15 protein-coding genes and 1 pseudogene are annotated in these 15,927 nt (G+C 72.5%); 10 read left to right on the forward strand and 6 right to left on the reverse strand.

What is annotated here, in order from left to right; genetic code table 11:
- Window positions 1–29: 29 nt before the first annotated feature.
- Window positions 30–1,082, reverse strand: a complete 1,053-nt coding sequence (locus ACMA1D_RS25565) for a 4-hydroxy-3-methylbut-2-enyl diphosphate reductase (protein WP_414726353.1) — start codon at window positions 1,080–1,082, stop codon at window positions 30–32.
- Between the two features lie 91 nt (window positions 1,083–1,173).
- Between ACMA1D_RS25565 and ACMA1D_RS25570 the strand changes: the two genes are divergently transcribed.
- Together ACMA1D_RS25570 and xseA are read left to right on the forward strand one after the other, a co-directional pair.
- A complete protein-coding gene (locus ACMA1D_RS25570; protein ID WP_414726354.1) occupies window positions 1,174–2,631 on the forward strand; it encodes an APC family permease in 1,458 nt (485 codons plus the stop codon).
- A 233-nt stretch (window positions 2,632–2,864) separates the two neighbouring features.
- Window positions 2,865–4,157: an exodeoxyribonuclease VII large subunit gene (xseA, locus tag ACMA1D_RS25575; RefSeq protein WP_414726355.1), complete on the forward strand. Its 1,293-nt coding sequence runs from the start codon at window positions 2,865–2,867 to the stop codon at window positions 4,155–4,157.
- A gap of 29 nt (window positions 4,158–4,186) precedes the next feature.
- Here xseA and ACMA1D_RS25580 read toward each other — a convergent pair whose 3' ends face one another.
- Window positions 4,187–4,603, reverse strand: coding sequence for a hypothetical protein (locus tag ACMA1D_RS25580; protein WP_414726356.1), 417 nt, complete (start codon window positions 4,601–4,603; stop codon window positions 4,187–4,189).
- 264 nt (window positions 4,604–4,867) lie between these two features.
- Here ACMA1D_RS25580 and ACMA1D_RS25585 point away from each other — a divergent pair, with 264 nt between their 5' ends.
- Together ACMA1D_RS25585 and ACMA1D_RS25590 are read left to right on the forward strand one after the other, a co-directional pair.
- Window positions 4,868–5,155, forward strand: coding sequence for an exodeoxyribonuclease VII small subunit (locus ACMA1D_RS25585; RefSeq protein ID WP_414726357.1), 288 nt, complete (start codon window positions 4,868–4,870; stop codon window positions 5,153–5,155).
- Between the two features lie 529 nt (window positions 5,156–5,684).
- Window positions 5,685–6,278 (forward strand): malonic semialdehyde reductase, encoded by a 594-nt coding sequence (locus ACMA1D_RS25590; protein WP_414726358.1) that lies wholly within the window; start codon window positions 5,685–5,687, stop codon window positions 6,276–6,278.
- 253 nt (window positions 6,279–6,531) lie between these two features.
- Here ACMA1D_RS25590 and ACMA1D_RS25595 read toward each other — a convergent pair whose 3' ends face one another.
- Window positions 6,532–7,167 carry a DUF4245 domain-containing protein gene (locus ACMA1D_RS25595; RefSeq protein ID WP_414726359.1) on the reverse strand — a complete coding sequence of 212 codons (636 nt, stop codon included), beginning with the start codon at window positions 7,165–7,167 and terminating at the stop codon, window positions 6,532–6,534.
- Between the two features lie 223 nt (window positions 7,168–7,390).
- Here ACMA1D_RS25595 and glpX point away from each other — a divergent pair, with 223 nt between their 5' ends.
- Window positions 7,391–8,422, forward strand: a complete 1,032-nt coding sequence (glpX, locus tag ACMA1D_RS25600) for a class II fructose-bisphosphatase (RefSeq protein ID WP_349992091.1) — start codon at window positions 7,391–7,393, stop codon at window positions 8,420–8,422.
- Between the two features lie 340 nt (window positions 8,423–8,762).
- Here the strand turns inward: glpX and ACMA1D_RS25605 are convergent, their stop codons facing one another.
- Together ACMA1D_RS25605 and ACMA1D_RS25610 are read right to left on the reverse strand one after the other, a co-directional pair.
- On the reverse strand, window positions 8,763–9,116 hold the full coding sequence (locus tag ACMA1D_RS25605) for a WhiB family transcriptional regulator (RefSeq protein WP_349992093.1): 354 nt from the start codon (window positions 9,114–9,116) through the stop codon (window positions 8,763–8,765).
- A 208-nt stretch (window positions 9,117–9,324) separates the two neighbouring features.
- Window positions 9,325–10,005: a DUF1707 SHOCT-like domain-containing protein gene (locus ACMA1D_RS25610; protein WP_414726368.1), complete on the reverse strand. Its 681-nt coding sequence runs from the start codon at window positions 10,003–10,005 to the stop codon at window positions 9,325–9,327.
- A 264-nt stretch (window positions 10,006–10,269) separates the two neighbouring features.
- Here ACMA1D_RS25610 and ACMA1D_RS25615 point away from each other — a divergent pair, with 264 nt between their 5' ends.
- A complete protein-coding gene (locus ACMA1D_RS25615; protein WP_414726360.1) occupies window positions 10,270–11,946 on the forward strand; it encodes a fumarate hydratase in 1,677 nt (558 codons plus the stop codon).
- Window positions 11,947–12,033: 87 nt separating this feature from the next.
- Here ACMA1D_RS25615 and ACMA1D_RS25620 read toward each other — a convergent pair whose 3' ends face one another.
- Window positions 12,034–12,195, reverse strand: a complete 162-nt coding sequence (locus ACMA1D_RS25620; protein WP_414726361.1) for a type II toxin-antitoxin system prevent-host-death family antitoxin — start codon at window positions 12,193–12,195, stop codon at window positions 12,034–12,036.
- A 133-nt stretch (window positions 12,196–12,328) separates the two neighbouring features.
- On the opposite strand from ACMA1D_RS25620, the gene ACMA1D_RS25625 reads away from it, so the two are divergent.
- From ACMA1D_RS25625 to ACMA1D_RS25640, 4 genes and pseudogenes are all read left to right on the forward strand, one after another.
- On the forward strand, window positions 12,329–13,720 hold the full coding sequence (locus tag ACMA1D_RS25625) for a class II fumarate hydratase (protein WP_414726362.1): 1,392 nt from the start codon (window positions 12,329–12,331) through the stop codon (window positions 13,718–13,720).
- Window positions 13,721–14,106: 386 nt separating this feature from the next.
- On the forward strand, window positions 14,107–14,805 hold the full coding sequence (locus ACMA1D_RS25630; protein ID WP_414726363.1) for a DUF402 domain-containing protein: 699 nt from the start codon (window positions 14,107–14,109) through the stop codon (window positions 14,803–14,805).
- A 120-nt stretch (window positions 14,806–14,925) separates the two neighbouring features.
- Entirely contained in the window at window positions 14,926–15,630 is a 705-nt protein-coding gene (locus ACMA1D_RS25635) for a class I SAM-dependent DNA methyltransferase (protein ID WP_414726364.1), read from the forward strand.
- A gap of 56 nt (window positions 15,631–15,686) precedes the next feature.
- A pseudogene (locus ACMA1D_RS25640) lies at window positions 15,687–15,927 on the forward strand (hypothetical protein); the annotation flags it as partial.

Here is a 15,927-nt window from a genome sequence, read left to right on the forward strand (position 1 = left end):
CGTGGCCGGTCAGGGGTGGACCGGGTCGGTCAGGCCGTGGCCTCGCGGTCGGTCGTCGCGCGCTCGACGGCCTCCGCCGCCTCCGCCCGCAGGTCCCGGCGCAACTCCTTCGGCAGCGAGAACGTGATGCTCTCCTGCATCGGCTGCACCACCTCCACGTCCCCGTAACCACGCTCGGCGAGCCACTCAAGGACGCCGTCGACGAGCACGTCGGGGACCGAAGCGCCGGAGGAGACGCCGACGGTGCTGACCCCTTCGAGCCACGCCTCGTCGATCTCGCTCGCGTAGTCGACCAGGTGGCCGTCCTTGGCGCCGGCGCCGAGCGCGACCTCGACCAGCCGGACGGAGTTGGACGAGTTCTTCGAGCCGACGACGATCACCAGGTCGGATTCGGCGGCTATCTGCTTCACCGCCACCTGACGGTTCTGCGTCGCGTAGCAGATGTCGTCGCTCGGCGGGCTGATGAGCTGCGGGAACTTCTCCTTGAGCGCGTCGACGGTCTCCATCGTCTCGTCGACCGACAGCGTGGTCTGGGACAGCCAGACCACCTTGGACTCGTCCCTGACCTGCACGTTCTTCACGTCATCCGGGCCGTCGACGAGCGTGACGTGGTCGGGGGCCTCGCCGCTGGTGCCGATGACCTCCTCGTGGCCCTCGTGGCCGATGAGCAGGATGTCGTAGTCGTCCTTGGCGAAGCGGACGGCTTCCTTGTGGACCTTGGTCACCAGCGGGCAGGTCGCGTCGATGGTGGCGAGCTGGCGGCGGGCGGCCTCCTCGTGCACGACCGGCGCGACGCCGTGCGCGGAGAAGATCACGATGGCGCCCTCGGGCACCTCCTCCGTCTCCTCGACGAAGATCGCGCCCTTCTTCTCCAGGGTCCGCACGACGTACTTGTTGTGGACGATTTCCTTGCGCACGTAGATCGGAGCGCCGTATTGCTCCAGTGCTTTTTCGACGGCGATCACGGCTCGGTCCACACCCGCGCAGTACCCCCGCGGGGCTGCGAGCAGGACCCGGCGGCTGGCGCGCGAAGCGTCTTCGCTGGTGGCCGTGGCGGGCGTCGGGCTGGGCGTTGCGGTCATGCTGACCATGGTACGGCCGTGCCGCAGCGCGGAAAGGGCGTGCGGGTGGATCACACTGAGCCCAGGCGCGCGTACTGAGGAGGCTTTCGCCATGGCCGGGTCGCACAGCTCACCAGCCACGCTACGGCGCACGCTCACCTTCCGCGATCTCGTCGTGTACGGCCTGCTGTTCATCGCGCCGATGGCCCCGGTCGGCGTCTTCGGCACGCTGGACGCCAAGTCGCACGGCGCGGTCGCGCTGGTCTACCTGGTGGCGACGGTCGCGATGGCCTTCACCGCGTACTCGTACGCGCAGATGGTCAAGGTCGCCCCGCGGGCCGGTTCCGTCTACACCTACGCGCGGGTGGGCCTCGGCGAGGGGCCCGGGTTCGTCGCCGGGTGGATGGCGATGCTCGACTACCTGCTGATCCCCGCCGTCGCGTACCTCTTCTCCGGGATCGCGATGGAGGAGTTGGTGCCCTCGGTCGACCGGTGGGTGTGGACCTCGATCGCGGTCGTGGTGACCACCGGGCTCAACCTGTGGGGGGTGCGGGCCGCCGCGCTGGTGGGGTTCCTGGTGCTGGCGATGGAGATCGCGGTGCTGCTGGTGTTCGTGGCCGCGGCGCTGGTGGAGCTCGCGGCGCACGGCGCGCAGCGCGACTGGCTCTCACCGCTGACCGGGCAGGGCGACTTCGCGCTGACCGCGGTCTTCAGCGCGGTGTCGGTGGCCGTCCTGTCCTACCTGGGCTTCGACGCCATCGCCTCGTTCGCCGAGGAGACGCAGGACGACGCGCCGGGCGCGGCCGGCGGCAAGGGCGGGCCGCCGGGCAAGGGCAGTGGGTGGCGCAGTGCGGCCGGCTCCGCGCGCGTGTCGCGCGCGGTGCTGACGTGTCTGGCGGTGGCGGGGTTCCTGTTCGTCGTGCAGACCTATCTGGCGGCGCTGCTCTCGCCGACCCCGGCGGCGGAGTTGGCCGCCGACCCCGCGTCGCAGGGGTCCGCCTTCTACGCCGCGGTGGAGTCGTCCGTCGGCAACTGGCTGCACGACCTGGTCGCGGTCAGCAAGGCGATCGGGGCGGCGTTCGCGGCGCTGGCGGGGCAGGCGGCGGCCGGCCGGCTGCTGTTCGCGATGGCCCGCGACCGCCGGTTGCCGGGCCCGGTGGCCAAGGTGGACGCGCACAGCGGGGTGCCCCGCCGGGCGCTGCTGTGCGCCGCCGCGGTCACGCTGGTCGCGGCGGTGTGGGCGGCCCGCCGCGACGACGGCCTGGACCGGTTGGCCTCGGTGGTGAACATCGGCGCGCTGACCGCGTTCGCCCTGCTGCACGCCTCGGTGATCGGCTGGTTCTGGCTCCGCAAGCGGGCCGAGGTGCCGAGCGTGCTGCGCCACGTGCTGATCCCGCTGACCGGCCTCGGCATCGTCATCGCGGTGATCGTCGAGGCGTCTGGCACGGCCCAGCTCATCGGCGCGATCTGGTTCGGGGTCGGCCTGGTGGTGTTGGCCGCGCAGTGGCGCGAGCGCAGGCGCGCGGGGGGCGGGGGTGCTGGTGGGGTTGGCGGGCCGCCGGCGGTCTAGGGCGCGGGCCGGTGGGGCGGCGGCGGTACGGGACCGGGCCGGCGAGCCGTAAGAGGTACGGGACCGGGCCGTCCCGCGACGACGGCCCCGGGCGTCGGGAGCTGGACGTCGGGGGCCAGGCGTCGCGGGCTACGGGTCGGGACCGAGGGCCAAGGGTTGCGGGGCGAGGCCCCGCGTAGGGGCCGCGGGTCGGGCCCCGGCCGTTGTCAGTGGCCGCCGCTAGGCTCGTTCGCATGGCTGTGAACACGTCCGCTGAGGCGCCCATCCCGGTCGGCGAGGTCTCCCGGCTGATCGGGGGCTGGATCGACCGGCTGGGCGCGGTGTGGGTGGAGGGGCAGATCGCCCAGCTCTCGCGGCGCCCGGGGGCGGGCGTGGTGTTCCTGACCCTGCGCGACCCTTCGTACGACATCTCCCTCACGGTCACCTGCTTCCGCTCCGTCTTCGACGAGGTCGCGGACGCGGTCGCGGAGGGCGCCCGGGTCGTGGTGCACGCGAAGCCGGAGTGGTACGCCCCGCGGGGCCAGCTCTCGCTGCGCGCGGCCGAGATCCGCCCGATGGGCGTGGGCGAGCTGCTGGCCAGGCTGGAGCGGCTGAAGAAGTCGCTGGCCGCCGAGGGGCTGTTCGCGGCGGACCGCAAGCGCCGGCTGCCGTTCCTGCCGCAGCGCATCGGGCTGGTCTGCGGCCGGGCATCGGCGGCCGAGCGCGACGTGTTGGAGAACGCCCGGCTGCGCTGGCCCGCCGTGCGGTTCGAGGTGCGCCCGGTGCCGGTGCAGGGGGTGCACGCGGTGCCGCGGGTCATCGAGGCGGTCCGGGAGCTGGACGCGCATCCCGACGTCGACGTGATCGTGGTGGCGCGGGGCGGCGGCAGCGTGGAGGACCTGCTGCCGTTCTCGGACGAACAGTTGGTACGGGCGGTCGCCGCCTGCCGTACGCCGGTGGTCTCGGCCATCGGCCACGAGCCCGACACGCCGCTGCTCGACCTGGTCGCCGACCTCAGGGCGTCCACGCCGACCGACGCGGCGAAGCAGGTGGTGCCGGACGTCGGCGAGGAGCTGAGCCGGGTGCAGCAGCTCCGCGAGCGCGCGCTGCGCGCGGTGAGCGGGCAGCTCGACCGCGAGGAGCGCGGGCTCGCGGCGGCGCTGGCCCGGCCTTGCATACGGCAGCCGCAGCGCATGGTGGACGACCGCGCGCAGCAGATCGACGCCCTGCTGCACCGCAGTCGCGGCACCCTGCGCCACCTCCTGGACCGCGCCGACTCCGAGTTGGCCCACACCCGCGCGCGGGTGGTGGCCCTGTCCCCCGCGGCGACGCTGCGCCGTGGCTATGCGGTGCTGCAACACGAGGGCGGCACGGTCGTCCGGGACGCGGCCGAGGTCACCGACGGCGAGCGGCTGCGCGCCCGGGTCGCCGAAGGGTCGTTCACGGTCGTCGCCGAGCGTCCGTCGACTCCGTCGGCTGAGCGGCCCGAGCCCGCGGGGCCAGCGGAGCGCCCCGCCGACGGGGCCGGGGCGCCCGACGCGCCGTAGCGCCCCGGGCACCCCTGCGCGGCACCCCCTCAGAAGTGCGGGTCGAGTTCCGAGCCCCACTGCCAGGGGCCGGGCACGGACGGCTTCCACTTGGCTTCGAGCCTGATCGTCTCCCACTGGGGGTTGCGGGGATCGAGCGACGTCCGGTGGAGGTAGTGGCCGTTCTTCGGGTGCAGGCAGTCCTTCCAGTGGTACGTGCCCCGGCCGAGGAACAGGTCCCTCCGCTCCCCGAGCCCACCGGACTGGAGCCAGTCGTAAGTGCCGGCGGCCAGGTCGATGTCGCGCTCGACGCAGGACGTCGGCATGCCGCTGGTGGGTCGGTTGGTGAGCTCCTGGGTCTTCTTGTTGTGGGCGACCTCGGCCGCGGAGGCGGTGCCCGACGCTCCGATGAGGGCCACGCCGAGCAGGGCCGTGGCGGCGGTGAGGCTTCGCAGGGTGCGTGCCACGATCGTTTCCTTCCGGTTGCGCGTACTTCTTCCTGATGGGTCGGACCGACGCACCGGAACCGGGGCACGGGCGGCCACCGACGCGCGCGTCGCCGGCGCCCCCGGGCGTGCCCCGCCCCTGGCGTTACCCCAGGTGTAGTGCGTTCCCGTCGTGACCCGTCCCCGTCCCGGGGCCCCCGCCCCCGCGCCTCGGACCACCGCTCGACCGGCCGGGCGCCACACGGCCGCAACCCCGTTGTCGTACCCCGCCTCTAGGCTGGAGGCATGGTGAAGACGGGCGAGAAGACCACCGGGACCGCGCTCGGGTACGAGCAGGCGCGGGACGAGCTGGTGGAGGTCGTGCGCCGGTTGGAGACGGGCGGCACGACGTTGGAGGAGTCGCTCGCGCTGTGGGAGCGCGGCGAGGAGTTGGCGCAGGTCTGCCGGCGCTGGCTGGACGGCGCGCGGGCCAGGCTCGACGCGGCCCTGACCGAAGGCGCCGAGCCGTCCGCGGCGAACGCCGAAGGCGGCCCGACGGGCACCACCGACGATTCGGCGACCGCCCCGGACTGACCCCGCCATCCCGGCCCACCCGCCGGACCACACCCCTTCACCACCCACCCGCCACGAGCCGGGCGGGCCCTGACGACGCCCCGTACGAGCCGCGCCCCGTACGACCACCTCCGCATGTCCCGGCTCCCGTGCGCAGCGGCCCCGCGATCCCGGCCGCACGCCCGAGCCACCCGGACGCCGGCCCCAGCCCCGAGCCCCGTGCACGGGCCTCCGCAGCCAACCCACCGACTCTCGCCCGCGCGACCGCCCCGCGGCGAGACCTCCCGTACGGGCCATGCGTACGCACCGTCCGCGGCGGCCCACCGCAGGGGCCGCCACCCGCAGCCAGGCGCTCCACATCGGAATGGAGCCGCTCGGGGCGGGGTTACTTCCGGGCGGGGCCCTGCGGAGCGCGGCCGGGCCGCGGGCCGCGTGATCTGGGCCACGCCCCTCTAGGTTTAGTTGAAAATTAACCTAAACCCCGTACAGTGAGAACCACCAAGCTCGACCATGTGCCGGTAGACCCGCATAAACAAGCAGAAGGTATGTCATGACTCTCGCCCTCGACGCAGCCGCCCAGAACCTGCTCTTCCGTGAGGCCCACACCGCCAACGCGTTCATCGACGAGCCGGTGAGCGACGAGCAGGTCCAGGCGATCTACGACCTGGTGAAGTACGCCCCGACGGCGTTCAACATGTCGCCGCTGCGCGTACTGCTGGTCCGTTCGCCGGAGGCCCGCGAGCGCCTGGTGTCGCACATGGCCGAGGGCAACCGCCCGAAGACCGCCGCCGCGCCGCTGGTCGCCGTGCTCGCCGTGGACCACGAGTTCCACGAGGAGCTGCCGAAGCTGCTCCCGCACGCCCCGGGCATCGCCGACGCCTTCTTCTCCGAGCGCCCGGTGCGCGAGCAGGCCGGCACGTTCAACGCCGCGCTCCAGATCGGCTACTTCATCCTCGGCGTGCGCGCGGCCGGCCTGGCCGCCGGCCCGATGACCGGCTTCGACGCCGAGGGCCTGACCAAGGAGTTCTTCCCCGACGGCAACCACCAGGCGCTCGCCGTGGTCAACCTGGGCAAGCCGGGCGAGGGCGCCTTCAACCCCCGCTCGCCGCGCCTGGCCTTCGACGAGGTCGTCACCACCGTCTGAGCCCGCCCCCGGATCGGCCCCGCCCTTCCGGCCGCGCCGCGCCCCCGGCCCACCCGCATCGGTGACCGGGGGCGCGGCGCGCCCCGTACCAGGTCAGCCGCGTGACGCCAGGGGCGCGGGGCCGTGGGCGAAGTCAGCGGCGTACGGCCGTGAGGCCCCTTGATGCCTTACGCGCGAGGCCGCCGGCGCGAGCCCGGGAGCTCCGCGGCACCACCCGTCAGCCGGGACCACGCGCCAACCGACGCCCGCTCGGCTACTCCGCGGGCTTCGCCGAAGACGGCGTGGCGGCGGGGGTGCCGGTGGGCGCGGCGTCGGCGGACGGCTTGCCCGTGGGCGCGCTGCTCGGCGGGAAGCTGGGCTTGACGCCGCGCTCGATCTTGAGCGACCGCACCATCAGCAGCAGATCGGCGTCGGGCGCAGTGCCGGTCACCACGGTCGTCGCCCCGGGCACCTTGTGCACCAGCGCGTCGTACTTCTCGCCGCGGTAGCGGGTCCACTTCCGGCCGTCCACCTCGACCTCGCCGCCGGCCGGCTTGGCCTTGTGGGTGACGTCGGCGACGTACCGGTCCGCCCGGGGGGAGTCGCTCTGCTCGACGCCGATGTACTCCTTGTCGGGCGTCAGATAGCCCAGGTGCCACACCGCACCGAAGTCCGACTTGCCCCGGTAGCTCACCGACGTCGCCCGCCAACCGGTGGGCAGCCCCTCGGGCGCGGCGACCGGATACGGGGCCGCGCGGCGCACCTGGTCCACCTCGACCCGGGTGTTCACCGTCTTGATCGGGTCTTTGCTGTCGTCGTGCGGGATGAAGACGTAGATCCCCATCGCCACGAGGCACACCACAGCCATCGACAGCACCAGATTCAGTACGGTCTGATTCTCACCACGCATACCGGCCACGCACCCATCGTCCCCTACGCCCGTTCCGGGCATGACCAGGGGCCCCGTTCCCGCGCGCGGCGCCTTGCACTGTCGTGCGTGATAGCGCTCATACGTAGGGCCCTCTGCTCATTTTCGCGACCTACCGTTAAAGTCATGAGCACCCTCGCCCTCCTTGCCCCGCTTCGGGCGGGAGGGGTCACACGGCCGTCGCCGTACAGAAAGGTGCGCTCCGATGACCGAGCATCATCTGCCGTCCCCCCTCGAAGTCAGCCCCGAGGCTCCCGACCGCAACCTCGCGTTGGAGCTGGTCCGGGTGACCGAGGCCGGTGCCATGGCGTCCGGCCGCTGGGTCGGCCGCGGCGACAAGAACGGCGCGGACGGCGCGGCCGTCAAGGCCATGCGTTCGCTCGTGCACACGGTCTCGATGAACGGCGTGGTGGTCATCGGGGAGGGCGAGAAGGACGAGGCGCCGATGCTCTTCAACGGCGAGCGCGTCGGCGACGGGACCGGCCCGGAGTGCGACGTGGCCGTCGACCCGGTGGACGGCACCACGCTCACCGCCAAGGGCATGGCGAACGCGGTCTCGGTGCTCGCGGTCGCCGAGCGCGGCTCGATGTTCGACCCGTCGGCCGTCTTCTACATGGACAAGCTGGTCACCGGCCCCGAAGCGGCCGAGTTCGTCGACATCACGGCACCGGTCGGGGTGAACATCCGGCGCATCGCCAAGGCCAAGCGCTCCAGCCCGGAGGACGTGACCGTCGTCATCCTGGACCGGCCGCGGCACGACGGGATCGTCAAGGAGGTCCGGGAGGCCGGCGCCCGCATCAAGTTCATCTCCGACGGTGACGTGGCCGGCGCGATCATGGCCGTCCGCGAGGGCACCGGCGTGGACCTGCTGCTCGGCGTGGGCGGCACCCCGGAGGGCATCATCGCGGCCTGCGCCATCAAGTGCCTGGGCGGCACCATCCAGGCCAAGCTGTGGCCGCGGGACGACGCGGAGCGGCAGCGCGCGCTCGACGCGGGCCACGACCTCGACCGGGTCCTCCAGACGGACGACCTGGTCAGCGGCGACAACGTGTTCTTCGTCGCCACCGGCATCACCGACGGCGACCTGCTGCGCGGGGTGCGCTACCGGGCCGAGACCGCCACCACCCAGTCACTGGTGATGCGCTCCAAGTCGGGCACCATCCGGCAGATCGACTCCACGCACCGGCTGTCCAAGCTGCGCGCGTACGCCGCGGTCGACTTCGAACGCGCCCGCTGAGGCCCACCGCGGTCGCCCACCCGCCGCACCACCGGCCGCGGGCCTGCTGACGGCGGCCCCGCCGGCCGATGAGCCGCACCGGAGAGAGCCGCACCGGGCCGGGCGCACGGGAGCGGAACGCCTGGGCGCAAGCAGCCCCGGGAGCGGAACGCCGTGGCGTGAGCAGGCACAGGGGCGGAACGCAGCGGGACACAGTTGAGCCGGGCTCGCCGACGGATCGGCGAGCCCGGCTCCCCCGCTTTCCGGCGCGCGTGGGACGCGGGGAAGCGGGTGGCACCTGGCGGGGCGGGCCCGGGGTGAGGGTGTCCGAGGCGGGTGTCGGAGCTCGCTGCGGGCGCCGTCAGCCAGCCGCGGCGACCCGCACCGCGCGCTGGAGCTCAGCCTCCCGGCGCCGGCGGCGGGCCAGCACCACGCGGCGCTCGGCCGCGGTGAGACCGCCCCACACGCCGTACGGCTCCGGCTGTATCAGCGCGTGCTCCCGGCACTCGACCATGACGGGGCAGCGCGCACAGACGCGCTTGGCCGCCTCTTCCCGGGAGAGCCGGGCCGCGGTCGGTTCCTTGGAGGGGGCGAAGAAGAGCCCGGCTTCGTCGCGGCGGCACACCGCCTCGGAATGCCAGGGGCCGGCCTGTTCCCGGGCGTGATCACGCTGCGGGGGCACAGCGGCGTCCAGGGGGTGATGCGGTTGCAGCACGGTCTACTCCTGACGACGGCTCCGGTTTGGGTCACCCTTGCCCGCCTCGCTGCGCACGACTTTTCGCGCCCGCAGCCGTACGAGAGACGATGCACGAAGCTTTACCCGCTGTGCGGGTGCTTATGCACACGGTTGCCTCACGTCGTACGGGCGTTCCGATCGCCGCGTGGAGCTGTGCGTTTTTGGTACGCCGTGCCGTCGTTTCCGATCAGCGCTTCGCGTTCAGGTTCCGTACCCGCTTCCCGCGCTTGGGCTTGGCCTCCACGCCGCCGAAGACCGCGAGCCCGCTGACGACGACCACCGGGGCCGCCGGGTCCTCGGCTTCCACATCGGCCACGTCGAAGCCGCCGAAGATGCCGGTGCCCGCGCTGCGCAGGGTGACGTTCTCCGGCACCCTGATGTCCACCCCGCCGAAGATCGCGGTGACCTGCACCACCACCTCCTGCTGCTCGAACACCGCCTCGGTCAGGTCGATCTCCACGCCGCCGAACAGGGCGAACGCATTGGTCTTGCGCCCCACCCGCCAGCGGCCCCGGCGGCCGGCGCCGCCGAAGACGGCGATCAGGTTGTCGGTGGCGGAGCTGCGCACCGGCGGCAGCGTGGGAACCACGGCGGAGGCCGGCCGACTCGCGCCGGCACGGCCCGCCGGGTCGCCGGCCGAAGCGGGCAGGTCCCGGACGAACAGGGCGAGTTCGCCGTGCGTCTTCGCCTCGTACACCCCGCTGATGCGCTCGGCGTGCTCCTCCGCGGTCAGCCGGCCCTCGGCCAGGGCCTCGCGCAGGATGTCGGCGGTGCGGTCGCGGTCCGCGTCCGAGGCCCGGATGGCGTCCTCGGACAGCACGGCGGGGGCCGCGGGGGCTGCGGGAGCCGCGGGTACGGCAGCGGCCACCGGGGCCACGGGTGCGGTGGGAGCTGCGGGGACCGCAGGTGCGGCAGGGGCTGCGGTACGGGGCTTCGTCAGGGGAACCGGCTGCTGTTCGTCCACCCGCGACAGCCTAGCGAAACGCGATAGATCGCGATAGGGGCGGACTGAGTCCCACCTCACCGACACGATGTCGGATCGCCGTTCTACCCTGGTGGACGCTCCCCGTGCTCCGTCCGGGAGGCGCCTGCCATCGACGTCAGCGAGATACCGCAGTGAGGATTGGCCCCGATGCCTGAGTTCGTGTACACGGATCTGCTGCCCGTAGGCCCGGACGCCACCCCGTACCGGCTCGTGACCGCCGAGGGCGTGAGCACCTTCGAGGCCGACGGTCGCACCTTCCTCAAGGTGGAGCCCGAGGCGCTGCGGAAGCTGGCGGCCGAGGCCATGCACGACATCTCGCACTACCTGCGCCCGGCCCACCTCGCGCAGCTCCGCCGCATCCTGGACGACCCGGAGGCCAGCCCCAACGACCGGTTCGTCGCGCTCGACCTGCTGAAGAACGCCAACATCGCGGCGGCCGGCGTGCTGCCGATGTGCCAGGACACCGGCACCGCGATCGTGATGGGCAAGCGCGGCCAGCAGGTGCTCACCTCCGGCGGCGACGAAGAGGCGCTCTCGCGCGGCATCTACGACGCGTACACCCAGCTCAACCTGCGCTATTCGCAGATGGCCCCGCTGACCATGTGGGACGAGAAGAACACCGGCTCCAACCTGCCGGCGCAGATCGAGCTGTACGCGACGGACGGCGACGCGTACAAGTTCCTCTTCATGGCCAAGGGCGGCGGCTCGGCCAACAAGTCCTTCCTCTTCCAGGAGACGAAGGCGGTGCTGAACGAGGCGTCGATGATGAAGTTCCTGGAAGAGAAGATCCGCTCGCTGGGGACGGCGGCCTGCCCGCCGTACCACCTGGCCATCGTCGTCGGCGGCACCAGCGCCGAGTACGCGCTGAAGACCGCCAAGTACGCCTCCGCGCACTACCTGGACGAGCTGCCCGCCGAGGGCTCGCCGGCCGGGCACGGCTTCCGGGACAAGGAGCTTGAAGAGAAGGTCTTCGAGCTGACCCAGAAGATCGGCATCGGCGCCCAGTTCGGCGGCAAGTACTTCTGCCACGACGTGCGCGTGGTGCGGCTGCCGCGGCACGGCGCGTCCTGCCCGGTGGCCATCGCCGTGTCCTGCTCGGCCGACCGGCAGGCCGTCGCGAAGATCACTGCCGAGGGCGTCTTCCTTGAGCAGTTGGAGACCGACCCGGCGCGCTTCCTGCCGGAGACCACCGAGGACGAGCTGACCGCGGGCGCCGGTCCTGACCTGGAGGCGGTGGCCGTCGACCTGAACCAGCCGATGGACGCCATCCTGGCCGAGCTGACCCGGCACCCGGTCAAGACCCGCCTCTCGCTCACCGGCACGCTGGTGGTGGCACGCGACATCGCGCACGCCAAGATCAAGGAGCGGCTGGACGCGGGCGAGGAGATGCCGGCGTACCTGAAGGACCACCCGGTGTACTACGCGGGCCCGGCCAAGACCCCCGAGGGGTACGCGTCGGGTTCCTTCGGCCCGACCACGGCCGGCCGGATGGACGCCTACGTGGAGCAGTTCCAGGCCGCTGGCGGCTCCAAGGTGATGCTGGCCAAGGGCAACCGCTCGCAGCAGGTCACCTCGGCCTGCGCGGCGCACGGCGGCTTCTACCTCGGCTCCATCGGCGGCCCCGCCGCCCGCCTCGCCCAGGACTGCATCAAGAAGGTGGAGGTGCTGGAGTACGAGGAGCTGGGCATGGAGGCGGTCTGGAAGATCGAGGTCGAGGACTTCCCGGCGTTCATCGTGGTCGACGACAAGGGCAACGACTTCTTCGCCGACCCGTCCCCCACCCAGCCCCTGCTGACCAGCATCCCGGTCCGCAAGGCGGACTGACCCGCACGGACGCCCCCACGGGGCGAGCGAAGCACCACGAGGGAGCCCCGACCGGCGTCGGGGCTCCCTCATGCGGTTCGCCGCGACTCACTCACGCCGCGCCAGCGTCTCCCTCACGACGTCCTCGGTCGGGACGCCGGGGGCCGGGTTGGCCGTGCGCTCGTCGATGATCCGGTTGATCTCGCGCTCTTCCCGCTCCTGGTACCTGCGCAGGACCCCGATGGACTCTACGGGCAGCGACTGCGTCATGCACCGAAAGCACCAAGTGTCACTTGTGTACACAGGGAACCCGCAGCACACACCGCAAACCCGAGCCGCCCGGAACCCCCCGTCGGGAACACCTGGCGGCCGGTGGGTGCTGGCCCTGGCAGGAGGTTCGACGATGAGCGACGAGCAGTACCGGATCGAGCACGATTCGATGGGTGAGGTACGGGTCCCGGCGGACGCCAAGTGGCGGGCGCAGACGCAGCGGGCCGTGGAGAACTTCCCGCTGTCGGGGCAGCGCCTTGAGCGGGCGCACATTCAGGCATTGGCGCAGGTCAAGGCCGCTGCGGCAACGGTCAACGCGGGGCTTGGGGTGATCGACGCCGAGATCGCCGGCGCCATCGCCGAGGCCGCGGGCGAGGTGGCCGACGGGCGCTGGGACGCGCACTTCCCGGTCGACGTCTTCCAGACCGGCTCCGGCACCTCGTCCAACATGAACGCCAACGAGGTGATCGCGACCCTGGCCAGCGAGCGGCTCGGCCGCCCCGTACACCCCAACGACCACGTCAACGCCAGCCAGTCGTCCAACGACGTCTTCCCCTCCTCGATCCACATCGCCGCCACCGCGGCCGTCACCGCCGACCTGGTGCCGGCCCTGGAACACCTCGCTGTGGCCCTCGAAGCCAAGGCGGAGGAGTTCGCGGACGTGGTGAAGTCGGGTCGTACGCATCTCATGGACGCGACGCCGGTCACCCTCGGCCAGGAGTTCGGCGGCTACGCGGCCCAGGTGCGGTACGGCGTGGAGCGGCTGCACGCAGCGCTGCCGCGGCTGGCCGAGCTGCCGCTCGGCGGCACCGCCGTGGGCACCGGCATCAACACCCCGCCAGGCTTCTCGGCCGCCGTCATCGCCGAGGTGGCCCGTGCCACCGGGCTGCCGCTGACCGAGGCCAGGAACCACTTCGAGGCGCAGGGCGCGCGCGACGGCCTGGTGGAGACCTCGGGGCAACTGCGCACCATCGCGGTCGGGCTCACCAAGATCTGCAACGACCTGCGGTGGATGGCGTCCGGGCCGCGCACCGGGCTGGCCGAGATCGCCCTGCCCGACCTCCAGCCCGGCTCCTCGATCATGCCGGGCAAGGTGAACCCGGTGGTGCCGGAGGCGGTGCTGATGGTCGCGGCGCAGGTCACCGGGAACGACACGACGGTGGCGACCGCCGGGGCCGCGGGCAACTTCGAGCTCAACGTGATGCTGCCGGTGATCGCCAAGAACCTGCTGGAGTCCATCCGGCTGCTCAGCAACGCGGCCCGGCTGCTCGCCGACCGCACGGTGGCCGGCATCACCGCCAACGCGGAACGGGCCAGGGAGTACGCGGAGTCCTCGCCTTCGGTCGTCACCCCGCTCAACCGGTACCTCGGCTACGAGGAGGCCGCAAAGGTGGCGAAGCGGTCGCTGGCCGAACGCAAGACGATCCGTCAGGTGGTCCTGGAGGGCGGCTACGTGGAGCGGGGCGACCTGACGGTCCAGCAGCTCGACGCCGCGCTTGACGTGCTGCGGATGACCCGCCCGTAGCGACGCCGACGCCCGACGACGCCCACGCCGGCCGCGGGGCCCTCCCGGCGCCTCCCCGCCCCGGGCCCCGCCCCGCCGCAGGCACCTCCCGCCGCGAGCCGCTGCCCGCTGCCGGCACCTCCCGCCCCGGGCCGCTGCCCGCTGCCGGTCGCCGCTCCACGCCAAGCGCCCCTTCCGCGCGCTAAGCGCCGTACCCCCGGCGCACGGCGCCCCGCGGGGGCGGGGTGGCGCGTTCGAGGGCGGGTGGGGTGCGGCGGGGCCGCAGTTGCCCGGGGTGACCGCCGCGTACCCGCGTACGTGCGCCGATCCGGCCCGCCGCGCGGGACGGGCTCCAGGAAATGGGATTCGTCACGGCGCGGCAGCCTTGCCACGCCTAAGATCTGCTCATGACAGCGGACATGGTGGAAACGCGGGGCGCGGCCGGCGCCGCCCACTGGGAGCCGGGCGCCCAGGTCCTGTGGCGCTACCGGGCCAACGGCCGCGACCGGAGCATTCACATCTGCCGCCCGGTGACCGTCGTGCAGGACACGGACGACCTGCTCGCCGTCTGGCTCGCGCCCGGCACGGTCTGTGCCAAGCCGCAGTTGACCGACGGGACCGACCTCCACCAGGAACCGCTCACCACCCGTTACACCAAACCCCGCACGGTCGTCGAAACCCGTTGGCTCGGCACCGGTGTGCTGAAGCTGGTGCGGCCGGGCGACCCCTGGTCGGTCTGGCTGTTCTGGGACGACGGCTGGCGGTTCCGCAACTGGTACGTGAATCTGGAGGAGCCGCAGACCCGTTGGTGCGGCGGGGTCGACTCCGAGGACCACTTCCTCGACCTCGTGGTCAACCCGGATCGGAGCTGGGAGATGAAGGACGAGGACGAGTTCGCGCAGGCGCAGCGGGTCGGCCTGGTGGCGCCGCACCAGGCGGCGCGGATCAGGTCCGCCGGCCGGGCCGCGGTGGCCGCCGTCGAATCCTGGGGTGCCCCGTTCCGCGACGGCTGGGAGAATTGGCGACCGGACCCGGCGTGGCCGGTCCCCGCCCTCCCGGCGGACTGGCCCGCCCTACGAGAACGCCCGCGGACACATGCCTCTTGATGTGCACCTGGACTTCAAACGTAGGATCGTCCTCCGCAACACTGCTCCGGCAGGAAACACAGCAACGCAACTCACGAATGAAGTACGGGATTTGACGTGCGGTCACAGAAGGGCAATGTCGTGAGCGGTGACGGCCACCACGGGTACGAGGCGTACGGCCGGTTAGAGATCGATCGCAGCGGGCAGGCCGAGGCGTTCGACGCGATCGGCGACCGGTACGACGAAGCGTTTCCCCACAAGGACGGTCAGCTCCGGTCCGGCCAGTGGCTGACCGATGCGCTGCCCCGCGGGGCGCGCGTGCTCGACATCGGCAGCGGCACCGGGGTGCCCACCGCCCGCCAGCTCAGCGACGCGGGGCACGAGGTGGTCGGCATCGACATCTCGCCCGGAATGCTCAAGATCGCCCGGGACCAGGTGCCGGAGGGCACCTTCCACCTGGTCGACGTCGCGCAACTGCGCCCCGGCGCGCCGTACGGCCCCGGTGGCGCGCACGACCTGGGCACCTTCGACGGCGTGAGCGCGTACTTCTCGCTGCTGATGCTGCCGCGGGTGGAGATCCCGCTGGCGCTGCGTACCGTGCACGGGCTGCTGAAGCCGGACGGCCTGCTGGCGCTGGCCATGGTCGAGGCCGACGTGGACGACTTCTCGATCCCGTTCCTGGGGAACACGATTCGGGTATCCGGTTACCTGCGGGACGAACTGCGCCAGGTCGTGCATGATGCCGGCTTCGACATCATCGGTGAGGACTCGCACACGTACGCCCCGGCCAGTACGGACGTACCACCCGAGCTCCAGATCTTCCTGCACTGCCGACGACGCGCCTGACCTCGGTGCGCCCGACCGATACGGGCGCACGGCCCCGGACGGATGGAAACCCACGCGTGACGGAGCATCCCACCTCCCACGACCGCAGGCAGGCCGCCGCACCCGCGGCGGCCTCCGGCGCGGCCATGCCCGAAGACGCGCATGGCGCGGTCCCGGACCCGCGCACCGGTCTGGGCCCCGGCCCCGGCCCGGCCGCCGCCCCGGAGCCGGGCCCCGACCACCGGCCGCGCCCGGCGGCGGGCCACGAGGCCGAACCGCACCACCCCGAGCCGCCCGCGGCCCAGGGACCGCCAGGGC

It is taken from the genome of Streptomyces sp. 796.1, from assembly GCF_047525675.1.
Classification (GTDB): Bacteria; Actinomycetota; Actinomycetes; order Streptomycetales; family Streptomycetaceae; genus Streptomyces.

Excerpts from the sequence above, each read along its gene's own strand:
- ACMA1D_RS25565 (WP_414726353.1), bottom strand. The coding sequence starts at position 1,082 with ATGACCGCAACGCCCAGCCCGACGCCCGCCACGGCCACCAGCGAAGAC.
- ACMA1D_RS25570 (WP_414726354.1), top strand. The coding sequence starts at position 1,174 with ATGGCCGGGTCGCACAGCTCACCAGCCACGCTACGGCGCACGCTCACC.
- xseA (WP_414726355.1), top strand. The coding sequence starts at position 2,865 with ATGGCTGTGAACACGTCCGCTGAGGCGCCCATCCCGGTCGGCGAGGTC.
- ACMA1D_RS25585 (WP_414726357.1), top strand. The coding sequence starts at position 4,868 with ATGGTGAAGACGGGCGAGAAGACCACCGGGACCGCGCTCGGGTACGAG.
- ACMA1D_RS25590 (WP_414726358.1), top strand. The coding sequence starts at position 5,685 with ATGACTCTCGCCCTCGACGCAGCCGCCCAGAACCTGCTCTTCCGTGAG.
- ACMA1D_RS25595 (WP_414726359.1), bottom strand. The coding sequence starts at position 7,167 with ATGCGTGGTGAGAATCAGACCGTACTGAATCTGGTGCTGTCGATGGCT.
- glpX (WP_349992091.1), top strand. The coding sequence starts at position 7,391 with ATGACCGAGCATCATCTGCCGTCCCCCCTCGAAGTCAGCCCCGAGGCT.
- ACMA1D_RS25615 (WP_414726360.1), top strand. The coding sequence starts at position 10,270 with ATGCCTGAGTTCGTGTACACGGATCTGCTGCCCGTAGGCCCGGACGCC.
- ACMA1D_RS25620 (WP_414726361.1), bottom strand. The coding sequence starts at position 12,195 with ATGACGCAGTCGCTGCCCGTAGAGTCCATCGGGGTCCTGCGCAGGTAC.
- ACMA1D_RS25625 (WP_414726362.1), top strand. The coding sequence starts at position 12,329 with ATGAGCGACGAGCAGTACCGGATCGAGCACGATTCGATGGGTGAGGTA.
- ACMA1D_RS25630 (WP_414726363.1), top strand. The coding sequence starts at position 14,107 with ATGACAGCGGACATGGTGGAAACGCGGGGCGCGGCCGGCGCCGCCCAC.